Source organism: Xanthomonas sp. WHRI 10207, from assembly GCF_040202975.1.
Classification (GTDB): domain Bacteria; phylum Pseudomonadota; class Gammaproteobacteria; order Xanthomonadales; family Xanthomonadaceae; genus Xanthomonas.
On sequence record NZ_JBEGDX010000002.1, the window covers coordinates 73,059 to 89,164 of the forward strand.

Below are 16,106 nucleotides of genomic sequence, written 5' to 3' on the forward strand. Positions count from 1 at the left end.
CTCAAACGGTTGAGGTGCGCTGCATCAATGCGAGAGCGCGGCCTCCGAGGAAGCACGCGCGGCGGCGCCGGTGTGCTGCGGATACAAACGGGTTTCCGGATACGCGGCTGGATCCAGCACGCGGTCGGTGGTGTCGGACCAGTTCAAACATTGGCGATAACGCACATGCGGCGCTTCCAGCGCCTGCCCGATTGCAGCGACGATCGATTCGGCGTTGCCGGGCGTGTAACCAAAGCGCGACTGCTGGTACGGCCCGACCACCGCATTCGGACACACCGCAGGCAAGCCGAAAAAGTCGTACTGCAACAGCTTCATCGAACTATCGGCCAGATACACCGGCACCTGCTCCGACGCATACGGCGCGATGCCGAACCGCGCGTGCTTGATGTAGCCGATCGTCTCGACGTGCTTCATTTCACCATAAACGACGACGTTATCGCCATAGCCTGGGTGGCGGCCCATGCCCGACCCGATCACATGAAACGTGACTTGCGGAAACGCCTTGCTGGCAACGACGAAGAATTCCGGGTCGAACAACATCGACCCTACCGCCACCGCATGGATACCTTCGCCGTACGGCGATGGGTCGCCCAGCTGATCCAGGTTGTGATCCACACCATGCCCGACGTGATAGACGTTATCGCGGCTTGCAACTTCTTCGGCCATGGCCGGCGACACCAGCGCGATGACGTCCAGGGTGGGCGCAACCCGGTCGAACTCGCGCTCGATATAGGAGGCGACGTTGATGGTGCTCAATCCATCGGAGGCGCGATACACCAGCTTGGCGGTCGGATTGATGCGCTTGGCGAGCTCGATAAAGGCCACGGCAATGCCGCTTTCGAACACGATGACATCTGCCTCGCGCATCCAGTCCAGCAACTGTTTCGGCGGATGTGCGGCATACCAGCGGAACATCGCATCTTCCACAGACTGCAGCCATGCCCGGCGCGTATTGAACGGATGCACCGTGGTGCGCCAGAGATAGCACTCCACACCCTTGTGCGACACCACGGTATTGGCAGTGTCGTCCAGCGGCAGCCGCATATCGCCCTTCATCCGCGACAGCCGGCTGTAACGCAGCGAGAAAAATCGCGTCGTCCCGCGTAGCGCAAGCTGATCGGTGATGAAGTGGATGTTGGCGCGGCGCGGTGTGCGGTAATCGTGTGCGGACAAGACCAGATAGCAAGGCCGGCGAATGCCGGAAGCGGCGGCGGCGGGTGTGTCGCTCATGGGCCGTGTCCTATGAATGAGTGGGAGAAAGCATGCCCGAATGCAGGCGAAGACGATGTCGATCTCATCGACGCGCCTTGGCCTGACTCAGCAACTTGCGGATGTTGACGATGGAGATCACATCGCGACGGAACGACGGCCAGATGCCCAGCATCAGCAGGCACACTGCAGCCATCGCCGCTGCGCCTGCGGCCAATTGCTGCCACAGCGGGCCGCCGACGGTGATCGAGGCGTAATACGCGCAGCCGCCGGCAACGCCATACGCCACCATCGCGCGTACCGCGTTGGTGAACAGCACGCCCACCGGCGTATCGGAAATCTTGCCGACCCAGATCAGCGACATCGGCCAGGTCACCAGCAGTCCGAACGAGTAGCCGACCGCGACCCCCATTGCGCCCCAACGCGAACCGACGAAGATGCAGGCAATCAGTACAACGCGACTGACCAGCGAGAACAGCAACTGCTCGCGCATCAAACCGCGCGCCAGGAACACCCAATATGTGGCGTAGGACGCGGTCTGGAAAATACCGCCTAGTGCGAGCACCTGGAACAACGGCACTGCCTCGCGCCATTGTTCGCCAAGCACCAGCACGATCAACGGCATCGCCACCGCACAGGCGAACGAGAACAGCGCCACGATCAGGTGCACCATCACCGTCTGCCCACGCAGCAGAAACGCGCTGAAACGCTCGCGGTCGTCCTGCAACTGCGACAGCACCGGCAACGCCACGCTGGTCGCCGGTGCATTGATCTGGTTCAACGGCATCATCAACAGCTGGAACGCGCGGTTGTACAGACCCAACGCATCGGGCCCGGTGCGCCAGCCGATGATCACCTGCCCCACATTGCGGCTGGCGTAGCCCAGCAACTGCGCGGCCATCAGGTTCCAGCCGAAATTCATGAAATCGCGCATCGGCGCGTCGCGCCGATAGCCACCGGGCAGCCAACGTGCGCAGCTGCCCGCGATCACCAGGTTGACCACCGCCTGCACCACCTGCTGTACCACCAATGCCCAATAGCCCCAGCCCAGCAGCGCAGCGGCAACGGCCGCGCCCAACCCCAGCACTTGCGAGCCCACATCGCTCAGCGCCACCTGCCCGAAGCGCAACCCACGGCTCAGATGCGCGCGGTATTGCGTGGTCATGCCGTTGATCAGGAACGTCACCGCAAGCGCTTGCGAGATCGTGACCAGCGCCGGCTCTTTGTAGAAGTTGGCGATCACATGCGCCGAGGCGAACACCACCACCGACAGCACCAGACCGATACCGCTATTGATCCAGAACAGGTTGTCGCGTTGTTCGCGGCTGACGTGTTTGGCCTGCACTGCGGCCGCCGACAAGCCGAAATCGCGCAGGATCTCGGCTGCACCGACAATCGCGGTGACCATCGCCATCAACCCATAGTCGTAGGGTGTCAGCAACCGCGCCAGCAGGATGATGCCGCCGAACTGCACGACCATCTTGGCCGACTGGCCCAGCATTGTCACCGCTGCTCCGCCGGCAGCGCGCGAACCCAGGCTGCGTTGCGGCGGTGGTGTGGGAGAAGACGTCGTGGGGGTTTCTGCGGTCACAGCGCGGCGTCTCCATCCTTGCCCAGCGCTTCAAGGTAGGTGCGGTAATGCAGCTGCCCGATGCGCGGCCAATCGCGTTGCGATAGATCCGGTGCCGGCCCGCGCGGTGCAGCGCGCACCGTGTCGAGCATGCCGGTCAACAGCGCCGCGTCGAACTCGCCTTCGTACAGAAACACCCAGCCCGGCCCCACTTCTTCGGCAATCGCCGCATTGGATTCGCTCCACGGCGCCAGCACCGGGCGCGCCAACGACAATGCGAGCAGCAACGTGCCGGAGTTATGCATCTGTCGGTACGGCAACACCACCAGCTCGGCCTCGCTGACCTCGCGTGCCAGCACCGGCTCTTCGACATAGGCGAGCAATGCGCTGATGCGCGGATCCTGCGCACTGGCCTCTTCCACCAGCGTGCGCATCTGCGGCGTGGCCGGGTTACCGACGATGCGTAGATTCACGCGTGGGTCGCTGACCTCGCGCATGACCTCCAGCAGCGTTTCCACGCCCTTGTACGGACGAATCAGACCGAAGTGCAGCAACCGCCCTGGCACCGTGGTGCCTTGCGGCATCGTCGCAAACCAGTCGCGGTAGTGGCCATGCAGGATGGTGTCGGTAAACGGCGGGCGCACCGGCGTGGTGGCATTGATGCGGATCCAGCGGCGCGTCAGACGATCGGTCCAGCGCAACAAGCTACGTTCGCGCCAACCGCGATCTTCGTGCGGGGCGAGGTTGTGCAAGGTGCGCACCACCGGCGTACCGGTGACCTGCAACTTCAGCAGCAACAGCGCCGCGCAAAGCTGCTTGGCCAACGTACCCACGGCGCTGGGATGGCGCAGCAGGTATTCGGGCCAATGCAGATGCAGCACGTCGTAGTGCGACAGCAGGGCATCGCGCATCGAAAAGAAGCGCGGCTGCACTGCATCGGGCAACGCGTCGTAGAGCTGGGTCAGATACGGGTTGGTGCTGGCATTGGGTTTTTCGGTGGAGAACAGCACCGTGACCTGCGGCTTGGCCGCCGCACGTGTCATTGATGCAGATGCAAGCGCGCTCATCGCGGTGTCTCCTGCGGGCGCGGCGTGCCCAGCGCACTGTGGTACTCGTCGATGTAGCGCCCCACCACATGCTTCCAGTCGTAGCGGCTGACATAGGCCATCGATGCCGCACGACGCGTTGCGAAGTCGCCATCGGCCGTCAGTGCGAGCGCCTGCACCTGGTCGGCCGCCGCTTCGATCCTGTCGCGGTTGACGATCACGCCCTGCCCCGACTCGCTGGCCAGCCGCACAAACGGCGGAATATCGCTGAGGATGGGAATCAGGCCCGCGCTCATCGCTTCCACCGCGGCAATGCCAAACCCTTCGTGGCGCGACAGGCAGACGAAGAACTGCGCCTGCTGCATCAATGCGCGCAGCTGTTCCTGCGACGGCGACATGCTCAGCTGCACCTTATCCTGCAACCCGCGCTCGGCAATCGCCTTGCGCAAGTCGGCTTCATTCAGATCGTATTCGCGGCCGGCGATGATCAGCTGCCAGTGCGGATCGCGCGCAAGCATCGCCTTCAGCAGCTCCAGCGTTTCGATCAGCCCCTTGTTGACCGACCAGCGCCCGAAATACAGCATCGTCCGACCCGGAGTGGCCGCACCCTGCCCCGCATATTTCTCCACGTCCACGCCGTTTTCGATCACCCGCAAGCGTGCCGGCGACACCACCTTGGCAAATAGATCGCCATCGTTTTCGCTGGTTGCGATCACCCGCGAATACGCCAACGCCGAGGTGCGCGTGAGTGTCTGGAACCACAGCTGCTTCATCCGCGACGCATACGCGGTATGGAAGAACCCACCGTGTGTGGACACCACCATCGGCTTGCCGTGCAGCAGTTTGGTCACTGCCAGATAGTCGTAGAAAAAATCGATTCCGTGCAGATGCACCACATCGGCGGACCCAATCGCACCAAGTACCGATGGCGCCAACGGATAGCGCGACGAACCACGATAGCCAATCCGGCGGATCGGCAAACCTTGATAGGTTTCCTGTGGCGCAAGCTGCGCACCTGGGTCGGTGAACACGCGATCCAGTGTCACTACTTCCACCGTGTCGGCGCTGTTGGCCTGATGCTGGCGGGCAACATTGAGAACGACTTCTTCCATGCCCCCGATCGAGGGGTGGAATTGGCGGACGACATGCACCACTTTCATTACGCCAATCTCCTGTGCCAGTGACGCGCACGCATGTGCCGCGACAACTGATGATTCTTGAAATTCGTCATTGACTCTTCAACCCCAACATCCATGGCGCAGCACGCACCAGCACCGCGCGCATCGGCACCGCGCACGCGATCGCAAATGCGCTGAGCCCCATCGCCCACGTCGGCGTACCAATGAGGCCGCGATCGATGATCCCGGTGCGCGCAACCACACTGGTGACCACCAGGAACACCAGCGTATGCGTGCACAGAATCAGCAAGGTGTTGGTGCCGATCCACTGCACCCACTGCCAGTGCCGGACGAAATACGCGACGCATAGCGTCATCGCGGTCCCCAACAGACTCACCAGCAGGAACAGCGCAGCCGATTGCCCGAACAGCAGGTTGTTCACGTCCACCTGCCCGTTCGCTCCGGCCAGCAGCCACCATGCCGTTGCGACGACCGGCAGCGCCAACGCCCACACCCATGCCGGAAGCGCGCGCAGCACATCGGCAAAACGCGATAGCCACCCACCCACAGCGATGAAGAACAAGGCGATCGGCAACACGTCCAACGCGAGTGGCAAGCGCAGCTGCAACGAGGGAAACCATCCCGCCCATGCCAGTGCAATCGGCAAGCTGAGCGCCGCTACCACCGTCGTGCTCAAACGTGCACGCAATGCAATGTAGGTCAGCGTTGTGACAAACAACGCCGGCAAAAACCACAACGCCGGCAGCACGTAGAGGCGCGTGCCGTTGGCCCAGAACACGCCAAGGAAAGGGTCCCACCACGCCCGTGCGCCCGGCTGCTGGAACGCATGATTGAGCACGCCCGTCAGCAACCACAAGCCGTATGCCACCAGGAAGAACGCCAGGTACGGGATCAACAACGTCCGCGCCAGCTTTTTCACCGTCGACACATTCAACCCGCGACGTCCGAAGCGCTCGCCGACCCAGCCGGAAAGCACAAAAAACAACGGCACATGGAAGCTGTAGGCGAACAGTTTGTAGGCATGCGGCATGCCGCTCGCGTGCCCCAGCACCACCAGCAAGATGGCTAGCGCCTTTGCCGCATCGATCTGCCAATCGCGGGCCAGCGCCGGCGCGCGACCGGGCATTGGCACGGTTTTGTCGTGTGCGGCTTGCGGGGAATACGGAGCAGTCGTCATGCCGCGGCGCCGGTCATGCCGCCACCGTGCGCGCACCCAAAGCCCAGGGAGCAAAACGCATCAACAGCCAGCGCATGGGTACGCACGCGACCAGCGCAAACACCGTCACGAAGACCGCCCAACCCAGGCCCGGCCGCCCTGCACCGAATCCACCCGCCACCGCAGCAGCGCCGGACAGCACGAAGAACACCAGCATATGCGTGCACAGGATCAGCAAGGTATTGCGGCCGATCCACTGTACCCAGCCCCAGCTCTGCACCAGCCGCGCCGCGCAGATCACCATCAACGACCCCAGCACCGCACTGAGCAGAAACACGGCGTGGTCGCGGCCGAAGCCGAGCATGTTGACGTCGATACGCCCATTACGTTGCGCCAACCACGCCACCACAACCGCCAATGCAACGGTCACCAGCGCACTGACCGGCAACGAGGTCGGCAGACGCGGCGACACGTAAATCAACAGCGCGCCCAGCGCGTAGAAGCACAACGACACCGGTAGCACATCGAGCCCGAAAAAAAGCCGCACTCCCTGCACAGGGAACCAGTTCATCCAGAACCACGCCAGCACCAATCCCGCCGCCGCAATCGCCAGCGGCGGCAGTACGCGCCGCAGCAAAACATAGCTCACCACGGTCACCAGCATCACCGGCAAAAACCACAGCGGCGGCTGCACATACAGGTCCGGACCGATCCCGGTAAACAGCGACACGATCGGCTCCCACCACGGGTGACTTCCCCAGCGCGCTGCCTTCTCGCCGATATTGCGGGTCAGCAGCCAGTACGCGTAGCCCAACAGATAGAAGGTGACATACGGCAGCAGCAGACTGCGCGCCTGCTTGGTGATCGTCTGCGCCATGCTGGTGGTACGCGACGCATAACCAGCGGCCAACCAGCCAGACACCAAAAAGAACAGAGGCACGTGGAAGCTGTAGGCAAACAAGGTCATGTCATTCGGCACGCCCTTGGCATGGCAGAACACCACCAGCAAGATCGCGATGGCCTTGGCCGCATCGATCCTCGGATCGCGCGCCTTCCCGCCGGCCGCAATCCGCACGCCGGAATCAGACGCGACCGACGACGACGCTGCCGCCGCCGAGCTCATCGCCCCGCTCCCGCAGGCAATGGCAACTGCGCGCCATCAACCGTTGGATCATCCTTGATCGAAGCAGCGGAGACCGCCGACGCAGACCAGGTCGGACGCATATGCCACAGGCAGCCGCACACGAACCACCACAGCGCCGAGGTCTTGATCGAAAAGTAGCCGTTGGACACCAGCAGACTCAGCGCAAACGCGAAGATGGCCAGGTTCTTGAACAGCTGGCCTTCCTTGCTCGGCATCAGCAGCAGGAACGAATACGACAACAGGAATGCCAGCACCCCGACGATCGACTGCGACGCGATGAAGTACGAAATGCCGCTGTCGAAGTAACGGTAGGCCTGTGCAAAATCCAGCCCCAGCCAGGACTCGAACGACAGGTTGTCCATCGAGTAAACGGTGAAAAATATCCGGCCCATGGTGGTGTCCTGGTAGGCCGTGATCCCGGTGATCCACACCAGCAGCCACGCACTCATGATCACCAACAAGAACACCAGAAACGCCAATCGCTGATCCAGGCGTTTCAATAGCGGCGTCAGCAACACCATCAGCACGCAGGTGCCCGCCGCCAATCGTCCATCCGAGGCAACGATCATGAAACCGATCAACCCCACCGACAAGACCAGCGCCGCCGGCCGCATCCAACGCCAGAACACCAGCACGATGGCGGTAAAGAAGCAGATGTAATTGCCCATCGTCACCGGCTCGATAAACATCGAGGAGGCGCGCGGAAGATTGGAACCTGGCAGGAAGTTGCGTTCGCCCGGCCGCGTGGCGCTGACGAACAGGTTGCTGTCTTCGTTCCAGAACCCTTCGGCGCTCATGCCACGCGCGTTGACGAAGAAGCTCTTCGGGTTAACCAGGTCGCCGTAGGCGCTCGGCATTGCCAGCTCGAACGCAGCAACCAGCGAGACGATGATGGTCATGCGGATGAACAACTTGGGCACCGAGCCGGTATAGGCAGACCCCAGCACCACAAACGCGAACACCACCAGGGCATCGCGAAAGAATTTCGGATCGATCTGCCAGTTCACCAGGAACCGCACGAACATCAGCAGGACGATCAATCCAAGCCCGCTAATGATCAGCGCAATGCGTTTACGGCTCAGCGAGCCCAGGCCCAGCAGGAAGCAGGCCGCGTAGACGATGAATTCGACGGCGTAGGTGATCACCGGACGCACGGTGAACACGTTTGCGTTGATCAGCGCCAGCACCAGGTTGTAGCCCACGCCGACCAGCAGCGTCAGTTCGATCAGCAGGTTATGCCAGCGAACGCGGGTTTCCTCGCTCATTCGGATCAGCATGCACACGCCTGCTTGAGAGGGGCGGCTGCACTGCAGCCGCCCGCGACGCCTGACGCGCCAGGTCGCACGCTCCCCGCCATCATCAGTACGCGGTCTTCTGTCCGAACACGCGCACTGCAGTCAGCACGATGATGCGGATATCCAGCCACAGCGACCAACGACGGATGTAGTCCAGGTCGTACTGGATACGCTTCTTCATCGTCCGCAGCTCCGGGGTTTCGCCACGGAAGCCATTGACCTGCGCCCAACCGGTGATGCCCGGCTTGACGTAGTGGCGCTGCATGTAATGGTTGATCAGCTTTTCGTAGTGCGTGTTGTGCTGCGCGGCGTGCGGGCGCGGGCCCACGATCGACATGCTGCCACCCAGCACATTGAAGATCTGCGGCAACTCATCCAGGCTGCTGCGCCGCAGGAACGCACCGAAACGGGTGATGCGGGTGTCGTTCTTGGTCGCCTGCTGAATGGTGGTGCCATGATCGTCATGCACGCGCATCGAGCGGAACTTGAACATGTAGAACTCGCGACCGCCCAGGCCGTGACGACGCTGGCGGAAGAACACCGGACCCGGCGAGCTCATCTTGACGCCGACCGCAATCGCAGCCATCAGCGGCCACAGGCCCATCAGCGCGATCACAGCCAGGATCTTGTCCTGCAGCGCCTTGGCAACCACGAAGTAATTGTCGCGATCCACACCACCCTGGCGCAGGTTGATCACCGGCGTGTTGCCGATCTGCTCACCGGACTGGTTCAACAGACCGAAGTCGAACAGATCGGGCACCAGCTTCACGTTGATCGGATAACGGTCCAGACGCTGCAGCAGCTGCTTGATATGGTCGCGCTCGCCCAGCGGCAGCGAAATCCACACCTGCTCGACCTGATTTTCCTTCAGGTAATCGATCAGCGCATCCGGTTCGCCCAGGCACGGCAGCGACTGGCGCTGTTCGGTCACGGCGATGTCGTACGGCGTACGGAAGTAACCGACCAGGTTCATCCCGACCCACGGATTGCGGCTCAGGTAATGATTGATCTTCATCACCGGATGGCGCAGACCGACGACCACCACGCGCTGGACGTCAACGCCCTGCGCACGCAGGTGGTTCAGGAAGCCGCGCAACAAGGTACGTGCCGCCACCAGCGACGCCAGGCCGCCAACGAACCACAGACCGATCCAGCCGCGCGAGACCTGCTCTCCAACCTGCACGATCAGCGCATGCACCGCAAACAGCGCAAACACGCCGCCGAAGGCACCGCCCAGCACCATCAGCTCGCTCAACAATCCGCGACCGCGCCAGCTGCGATACAGCGGAAACAGCGCAAAGCAGATCACCGAATACAACAGCGTGGTGGCGATTGCGACCCGATACGGCGCTGCCGGGACCCAGGAGCCGAACACGATGCGGTATGCGATCAGGCCCGACACGACCACCATGGTCAGGTCGAACACGCGCAGCACCAGATCGGCTGCCGCCGAGTACTTGGATAACAATCGCGGCGAGGATGTCGTGTACGTCGCGCTACTCAAGTCTGCCAAAAGCATGGGGATGTCCTCCAAACTCGATACGGCGCATGCGGGGGAACATACGAATCGCACGCGAGCTTTCAATCATCTCCGTCGAGCGATCACCGCGGTAATACCTACCGACCCCAGATCACTCGACAGCCCTTTGTTTCAACAGAGACAAACTTTCAAAACGAGGGAGCCCGAAACATACGGGATCCGACTTTTTCTACGCTGAATCGGTTGTCACTTTAATTAACCACTGTTTTGCAACATCACGATGTCAGTTCAATCGTGTTTCCGGCCCGGTGCCCCGCAGGAAGTAACGCACAAGCGCCACAGCCAACCCAAGGAATACGCCAAAGATGAAGCCTAACGCGAGGTTCAATTTGAGTTTCGGCGAAGTCTTCGACGTAGGCACATCTGCAGTGTCGACGATGGTCACGTTGTTGGCGCCGACATTGCTCGCCACACCGATTTCCTTGTAGCGCTGCAGGAGCGCATCGTAGAGCTGACGGTTGGTATCGACGTCGCGCTTGAGCATGTTGTAGCGGATGCTGCGGCTCTGCAGGTCGAGTTCGTTGGTGCGCAGACCGGCAATGCGTTCGTTGAACAATTGCTCCTGATGCACGGACGCGTCATAGTTCGCCTTGAGCGACTGGCGAACGTTGATGACCTCACCATTGATCTGACGGCGCGACTCTTCGATCTGCGCTTTGAGGCGCTGCATTTCCGGGTAATCCGGCTTGAAGGTCGACAGCTTCTGCTGATACTCGCTGGTCAAGCGCACCTGCTCGCCGCGCAAGGTCTGGATCAGCGGGCTGCTCAACACCTGCGGCAACGACATCGCATCGCCGGTGGCGGCCTGACGCCAGGCGGCCTCGGCCTTGATGCGCGCATCCTGCGCCGACGCCAGCAGCGCATTGAGGTCGGTCAGGTTCTGCGCCGGCAACGACGGCTTGTCGTCGCCTACGGAGACAATCTGCTCATCGGTCGAGTACGCAACCAGCGTTTTTTCCGAGTCTTCCACCTTGTCGCGCAACTGCTCCAGACGCTCGGCAAGAAACTTGGTCGCAAACGAAGACGCCTTCATGCGGCGCTCCTGCGTGCTCACGATGAACACTTTCGGATAGGTGTTGGCAATCTTCGCCGCAAGCACCGGGTCCGGCGAATCGTAATTGACGTAGACCAGGCGCGAATTGAGGATCGGCTCGACAACCAGACCTGCCAGCAAGGTGTCGGTGAGGCTGCGCTCGATGATCGCCTGACGCGAGTCCACCGACTTGCCCGCTTCCGGATTCTTGGCGGCTGCCTTTTCCAACGCATCTTCGACTTGCTGCTTGAACGCCGGCTCCTGATCGAGCTTGGCTTCGCGAATCACCGCACGTGCGAGCGAACGGCTCTGCAGCAGCTGGTACTGGGTCTGGTAGAAGTCGCGATCCTGCGGCGACTCGACCGGCATCAGGTTGTCGACGTTCACCACGTTGAGCGAATCGCGCTCGATCTGCAGCGTGCTGGTGGCGCGATACTTTTCCGGCATCAGGAAGGTGATCACCAGCGCCAGCAGCACGGCGGCGATCGTGATCAGGATGATCAGCCAGCGCTGCGACACCAGGGCACGCCAGTAGTCGAGCAAGCTGACGTCGGCGAGTTCGAGATGCCCATGACGCTGCGACGGCGAGGAACGATTGTCGGAATTCATACTCATCGGTAAGCGCGCCACACCATCACTAAGGGGGTCAGTTCCAGCATGGTGCGCAACCAGACGCGCGCATCCGAGCGATACACCACGACGATGTCGCCACCGTAGATTTCAGGGTCCGGATTGGCACCCTTCTCGATCTCGGTCAGGTCGAAGCGCGCGATCATTTTCTGCCCGTTGACCATGCGGAACACGATGACATTGCCGCGGCTTGCCACAGTGCTGACGCCCTTGGCCTGCGCCACGGCCTGTTGCAGCGTCAGATTGGCACCGATCACCGGGTAGATGCCGGGCTCGGTGACGGCGCCGGTCACGGTCACGCGACGGCCATTGGATTCCTGCACGAACACCGACACCTGCGGATTCTGCAGATAGCCGCCGCGGTAGCGATCGGCAACCAGCTTTTCCAGCTCGCCGACACCCATGCCCGCGGCGTTGACGTCGCCGATCAGCGGCAGCGAGATGTGGCCGTTCTGATCGATGCGGACCTGCCGTTCCAGATCGTCGACCTGAAACACCTTGACCAGCAACAGGTCGCCTGGGGAGAGTCGATACTCGGGCTGCACCGCGGACATTGCCAACGGATCGGGAAGCGGCAATGACGACGCCATGTTCTTCCCGGTGCTGCAAGCACCCAGGGCCATCGAGCAGATCAACGCCAGGCTGAGGCCTTGGCAGAATCGTCCGATCAGTTTCTTCATGCGTATGGCTGGCTGCCTCGGTTGGGTGGGACAGGAGCTCGCGCAGCATTCAACCGGCCAACGCGCCAGCACGAACGTACGACAGAGAAATTCATCCCAGAAACATCGGGATCACGAAAAGGTACAGCGTGTTGCACTGCACTATGGCACAGAACGATCGCATCGCAAGGCATGACACGCCATTTTTTTGACGGCGTTGGCCTATTGATTCAAGTTCGTCGTTGTCGCGTTAAAAAACCGTGATCCACGTTCTAATCTCAAGCTAATGATTTGGAACGTTTCCGGACACTTAGCATCGTTCCGTGACCCAAGTCCATAGCGAACTGGACCGAAATAAACGGGCACTCGTGCACGGTTCATGCTGCACTGCGATATGCCGATCTACATAGTGAGCGACCGCTGCAGGGACACAAAAATGCAATGTTGCGACGCAACAAAAAAGCCCATATCGGAAGGACATGGGCTCGATGTTTGGTCGGGGTAGCCGGATTTGAACCGACGACCACTAGTCCCCCAGACTAGTGCGCTACCAGGCTGCGCTATACCCCGAAGATGCTGCATCCCGTCGCGAGGACGGCCTGCGATTATAGCGGCTTTGCGACACGTTTTCCTAGCGGCGAAGCAGCTGCAGGACTTCTTCCAATTCCATGCGCACCTGCTTGATGATCTGGTTGCTCAGCGCCGACTCGCTTTTGGCGCCATCGCCTTCCAGCCGCAGACGCGCGCCGCCGATGGTGTAGCCCTGCTCGTAGAGCAGGCCGCGGATCTGCCGGACCATCAGCACATCGTGGCGCTGGTAGTAACGGCGGTTGCCGCGTCGCTTGACCGGCTCCAGGCTCGGAAACTCCGTTTCCCAATACCGCAACACATGCGGCTTGACGTCGCACAGCTCGCTGACCTCACCAATGGTGAAATAGCGCTTGGCCGGAATCGGCGGTAGCTCGCGATTACTGCCCGGATCCAGCATAAGCCTCCACCCGTTCCTTGAGCTTTTGGCCAGGGCGGAAGGTCACCACCGTCCGGGCCGAGATCGGAATTTCCTCACCGGTCTTTGGATTGCGACCGGGCCGTTGATTCTTGCGCCGCAAATCGAAGTTGCCGAACCCCGACAGCTTCACCTGACGACCCTGCTCCAGCGCATCGCGTAGCACGTCGAAAAACGCGTCGACAAATTCCTTCGCCTCGCGCTTGTTCAGACCAACCTCGTCGAACAGACGTTCGGCCATCTCCGCTTTCGTCAATGCCATGCCAATCCCCTGGTTACCGCCTCAACTCCGGATCCGGGCGCGGTGCTCGCGCTCGATCACGGCCACCACATCGGTAACGACCGCATCCACGTCCCGGTCGGTGAGAGTGCGCGAGTTATCCTGCAAAATCAAGCCCATAGCCAGACTCTTGAAACCTGGCTCGACCCCCTGCCCGACGTACCGGTCGAACAGCTGCACCTCGCGCAGCAACGGGCCGACCGTGGTCTGCACGCTGGCCGACAACGCCGCCCAACTCACCTCGTCCGGCACCAGGAAGGCCAGATCGCGGCGCACCGACGGGAACCTCGACAGCTCGCCGGCGCGCGGCAGGGCGCGCTGCACCAGCGGCGCCAGCTGCAGTTCGAACGCGATCACATCGACGTCGATTTCCAGCGCCTTGGTCAGGCGCGGATGCACCTGGCCGATCCAGCCGATGCACACGCCATCGCGATAGATATCGGCCGACCGACCCGGATGCCCGAACGGCTGGGCGGAGGGCTGAAACTCCAGCACCGCACCGCTGGCCGCCGCCAGAGCGATCAGGTCGCCCTTCACATCGTGAAAATCCACCTTGCGTGCGGGCTCGCCCCATTGCAACGCAAGCGCATCGCCACACACCGCGGCGGCGACATGCTGGGATTCCTGCGGGGCAGCGCCCGCCTGCGCGGAAGCCGCAAACACCTTACCCAGCTCGAACAGCCGCACCCGCCCGGCCTGACGGGCAGCATTGCGGCCCAGTGTCGCGACCAGGCCCGGCAGCAAGCGCGGACGCATGATGGCCAGCTCTGCACTGAGCGGATTGGCCAGCGGCACCAGGCCGTCGGTCAACTGCCAACGCTGCAGCAACGCCGCATCGACGAACGCGTAATTGATGGTCTCCTGCAGCTCGCGCGCCACCAGCTGGCGGCGCACCGTCAGCTCGTCCAGCTGGGTTTCGCTGGGCATCGCGATCCGGCTCGCACCGCCCGGCAGCGTGGTCGGCACGCGATCGTAGCCGTGGATGCGCGCCAGCTCTTCGATCAGGTCTTCTTCGATGGAGATATCGAACCGACGGCTCGGCGCAACGACCTGCCAGCCTTCGGAAACCGCATCGAGCTGCATGCCGAGCGCACTCAGAATGCGCACGACATCGGCGTCGTCGATGTGGATGCCGAGCACCCGCGCGATGCGTGCGCGACGCAGCAGAATGCGCGCGGGTTGCGGCAGATGCTCCGGCAGTTGCGCGTGCACCACCGGGCCCGGCGTACCGCCGGCCAGTTCCAGCACCAGACGCGTGGCCACCTCGATCGCCTGCGGCGGCAACGCCGGATCCACGCCGCGCTCGAAGCGATGGCCCGCATCGGTATGCAGGCCGAACTTGCGGCCACGGCCCATGATCGCGGCCGGATCGAAATACGCCGACTCCAGGAATACGTTGTGCGTTTTGTCGGTGACGCGCGTGTCCAGCCCGCCCATCAACCCGGCCAGCGCCACCGGGCGGCCGGCATCGGTGATGGTCAGGAAGCTGTCGTCCAACGTGACCTCACGCCCATCCAGCAGCGCCAGCTGTTCGCCACTGCGCGAGCGACGCACCCCGATCGGCCCCTGCAAGGTATCCAGATCGAAGGCATGCATCGGCTGACCGAGCTCCAGCATCACGTACTGGGTGATATCCACCAGCAGCGAGACCGGACGCACGCCGCTGCGACGCAGACGCTCGGCCAGCCACACCGGCGTCTTCGCCAGCGGGTCGATGCCTTCGATCACCCGCCCGCAATAGCGCGGCGCCTCCTTGCCGGCCTCCAGCTCGACCGCCAGAGTCCGCGTGGACACCGGCGCAACCGCACCGGCGTCGAAGGCCACCACTTCGCTGGCGCATGCTGCAGCCACGTCGAACGCAATGCCACGCACGCTGAAACAGTCGGCGCGATTGGGGGTGAGCTTGATTTCGATGCTGGCATCCGGCAAGCCCAGATACTCCGCAAGCGCTTGACCCACCGGCGCGTCGTCCGGCAACTCGAACAGGCCGGACGCATCGCTATCCAGGCCCAGCTCTTTGGCCGAGCACAACATGCCGTTGGACGGTACGCCGCGCAGCTTGGCGGCCTTGATGGTCAGCTCGCCGATCTGCGCGCCGACCAGCGCCAACGGCGCCACCAGACCCACACGCGCATTGGGCGCACCACACACGATTTGCAGCAACTCGCCCTGCCCCGCATCGACACTGCACACCTGCAGGCGATCGGCTTCCGGATGACGCACAGCCTCGACGATGCGCGCCACCACCACCTGGCCAAGCGCCTCACCCAACGGCGTGACGTCTTCGACTTCCAGACCGATCGCCGTCAGCGTGGCGGCCAATTCCTCGCGTGAGGCCTGGATCGGAACGTGGCTACGCAGCCAATTTTCAGAGAATTTCATGGAGAGCCGGGAATGGA

Annotated in this window: 13 protein-coding genes and 1 tRNA gene; all 14 read right to left on the reverse strand. The window is 62.3% G+C overall.

Going from position 1 to position 16,106, the window contains the following annotated elements; all coding sequences use genetic code 11:
- Window positions 1-24: 24 nt before the first annotated feature.
- On the reverse strand, window positions 25-1,230 hold the full coding sequence (locus tag ABQU90_RS05925) for a GumK N-terminal domain-containing glycosyltransferase (protein ID WP_323521155.1): 1,206 nt from the start codon (window positions 1,228-1,230) through the stop codon (window positions 25-27).
- Between the two features lie 64 nt (window positions 1,231-1,294).
- A complete protein-coding gene (locus ABQU90_RS05930) occupies window positions 1,295-2,800 on the reverse strand; it encodes a lipopolysaccharide biosynthesis protein (RefSeq protein WP_115528104.1) in 1,506 nt (501 codons plus the stop codon).
- The gene (locus ABQU90_RS05935; protein ID WP_055851519.1) at window positions 2,797-3,846 is read right to left on the reverse strand and encodes a glycosyltransferase; all 1,050 of its coding nucleotides are present in this window, start codon (window positions 3,844-3,846) and stop codon (window positions 2,797-2,799) included. Before ABQU90_RS05935 ends, ABQU90_RS05930 begins: the two co-directional genes overlap by 4 nt.
- Complete coding sequence (locus ABQU90_RS05940; RefSeq protein ID WP_055851516.1) at window positions 3,843-4,985, reverse strand: glycosyltransferase family 4 protein; 1,143 nt, start codon at window positions 4,983-4,985, stop codon at window positions 3,843-3,845. The genes ABQU90_RS05935 and ABQU90_RS05940 overlap by 4 nt, the downstream gene beginning before the upstream one ends.
- Window positions 4,986-5,052: 67 nt before the next feature.
- Window positions 5,053-6,090: an acyltransferase family protein gene (locus ABQU90_RS05945; protein WP_323521418.1), complete on the reverse strand. Its 1,038-nt coding sequence runs from the start codon at window positions 6,088-6,090 to the stop codon at window positions 5,053-5,055.
- Between the two features lie 64 nt (window positions 6,091-6,154).
- The gene (locus ABQU90_RS05950) at window positions 6,155-7,243 is read right to left on the reverse strand and encodes an acyltransferase family protein (RefSeq protein ID WP_323521156.1); all 1,089 of its coding nucleotides are present in this window, start codon (window positions 7,241-7,243) and stop codon (window positions 6,155-6,157) included.
- A complete protein-coding gene (locus tag ABQU90_RS05955; RefSeq protein WP_323521419.1) occupies window positions 7,240-8,529 on the reverse strand; it encodes a polysaccharide biosynthesis protein GumE in 1,290 nt (429 codons plus the stop codon). Before ABQU90_RS05955 ends, ABQU90_RS05950 begins: the two co-directional genes overlap by 4 nt.
- Window positions 8,530-8,623: 94 nt before the next feature.
- Window positions 8,624-10,078 (reverse strand): undecaprenyl-phosphate glucose phosphotransferase, encoded by a 1,455-nt coding sequence (locus ABQU90_RS05960; protein WP_055851505.1) that lies wholly within the window; start codon window positions 10,076-10,078, stop codon window positions 8,624-8,626.
- A gap of 244 nt (window positions 10,079-10,322) precedes the next feature.
- The gene (locus ABQU90_RS05965; protein WP_323521157.1) at window positions 10,323-11,762 is read right to left on the reverse strand and encodes a GumC family protein; all 1,440 of its coding nucleotides are present in this window, start codon (window positions 11,760-11,762) and stop codon (window positions 10,323-10,325) included.
- Window positions 11,744-12,442 (reverse strand): polysaccharide biosynthesis/export family protein, encoded by a 699-nt coding sequence (locus ABQU90_RS05970; protein WP_055851503.1) that lies wholly within the window; start codon window positions 12,440-12,442, stop codon window positions 11,744-11,746. Before ABQU90_RS05970 ends, ABQU90_RS05965 begins: the two co-directional genes overlap by 19 nt.
- 472 nt (window positions 12,443-12,914) lie before the next feature.
- A tRNA-Pro gene (locus tag ABQU90_RS05975) sits at window positions 12,915-12,991 on the reverse strand.
- Window positions 12,992-13,052: 61 nt separating this feature from the next.
- Window positions 13,053-13,409, reverse strand: a complete 357-nt coding sequence (locus ABQU90_RS05980) for a MerR family transcriptional regulator (RefSeq protein WP_005995911.1) — start codon at window positions 13,407-13,409, stop codon at window positions 13,053-13,055.
- Window positions 13,390-13,689: an integration host factor subunit alpha gene (locus tag ABQU90_RS05985; RefSeq protein WP_002811076.1), complete on the reverse strand. Its 300-nt coding sequence runs from the start codon at window positions 13,687-13,689 to the stop codon at window positions 13,390-13,392. Before ABQU90_RS05985 ends, ABQU90_RS05980 begins: the two co-directional genes overlap by 20 nt.
- Before the next feature lie 21 nt (window positions 13,690-13,710).
- Window positions 13,711-16,089: a phenylalanine--tRNA ligase subunit beta gene (gene pheT / locus ABQU90_RS05990; protein WP_323521158.1), complete on the reverse strand. Its 2,379-nt coding sequence runs from the start codon at window positions 16,087-16,089 to the stop codon at window positions 13,711-13,713.
- Window positions 16,090-16,106: the final 17 nt, after the last annotated feature.

Excerpts from the sequence above, each read along its gene's own strand:
- ABQU90_RS05925 (WP_323521155.1), bottom strand. The coding sequence starts at position 1,230 with ATGAGCGACACACCCGCCGCCGCCGCTTCCGGCATTCGCCGGCCTTGC.
- ABQU90_RS05935 (WP_055851519.1), bottom strand. The coding sequence starts at position 3,846 with ATGAGCGCGCTTGCATCTGCATCAATGACACGTGCGGCGGCCAAGCCG.
- ABQU90_RS05940 (WP_055851516.1), bottom strand. The coding sequence starts at position 4,985 with ATGAAAGTGGTGCATGTCGTCCGCCAATTCCACCCCTCGATCGGGGGC.
- ABQU90_RS05945 (WP_323521418.1), bottom strand. The coding sequence starts at position 6,090 with ATGCCCGGTCGCGCGCCGGCGCTGGCCCGCGATTGGCAGATCGATGCG.
- ABQU90_RS05950 (WP_323521156.1), bottom strand. The coding sequence starts at position 7,243 with ATGAGCTCGGCGGCGGCAGCGTCGTCGTCGGTCGCGTCTGATTCCGGC.
- ABQU90_RS05955 (WP_323521419.1), bottom strand. The coding sequence starts at position 8,529 with ATGAGCGAGGAAACCCGCGTTCGCTGGCATAACCTGCTGATCGAACTG.
- ABQU90_RS05960 (WP_055851505.1), bottom strand. The coding sequence starts at position 10,078 with ATGCTTTTGGCAGACTTGAGTAGCGCGACGTACACGACATCCTCGCCG.
- ABQU90_RS05970 (WP_055851503.1), bottom strand. The coding sequence starts at position 12,442 with ATGAAGAAACTGATCGGACGATTCTGCCAAGGCCTCAGCCTGGCGTTG.
- ABQU90_RS05980 (WP_005995911.1), bottom strand. The coding sequence starts at position 13,409 with ATGCTGGATCCGGGCAGTAATCGCGAGCTACCGCCGATTCCGGCCAAG.
- ABQU90_RS05985 (WP_002811076.1), bottom strand. The coding sequence starts at position 13,689 with ATGGCATTGACGAAAGCGGAGATGGCCGAACGTCTGTTCGACGAGGTT.
- pheT (WP_323521158.1), bottom strand. The coding sequence starts at position 16,089 with ATGAAATTCTCTGAAAATTGGCTGCGTAGCCACGTTCCGATCCAGGCC.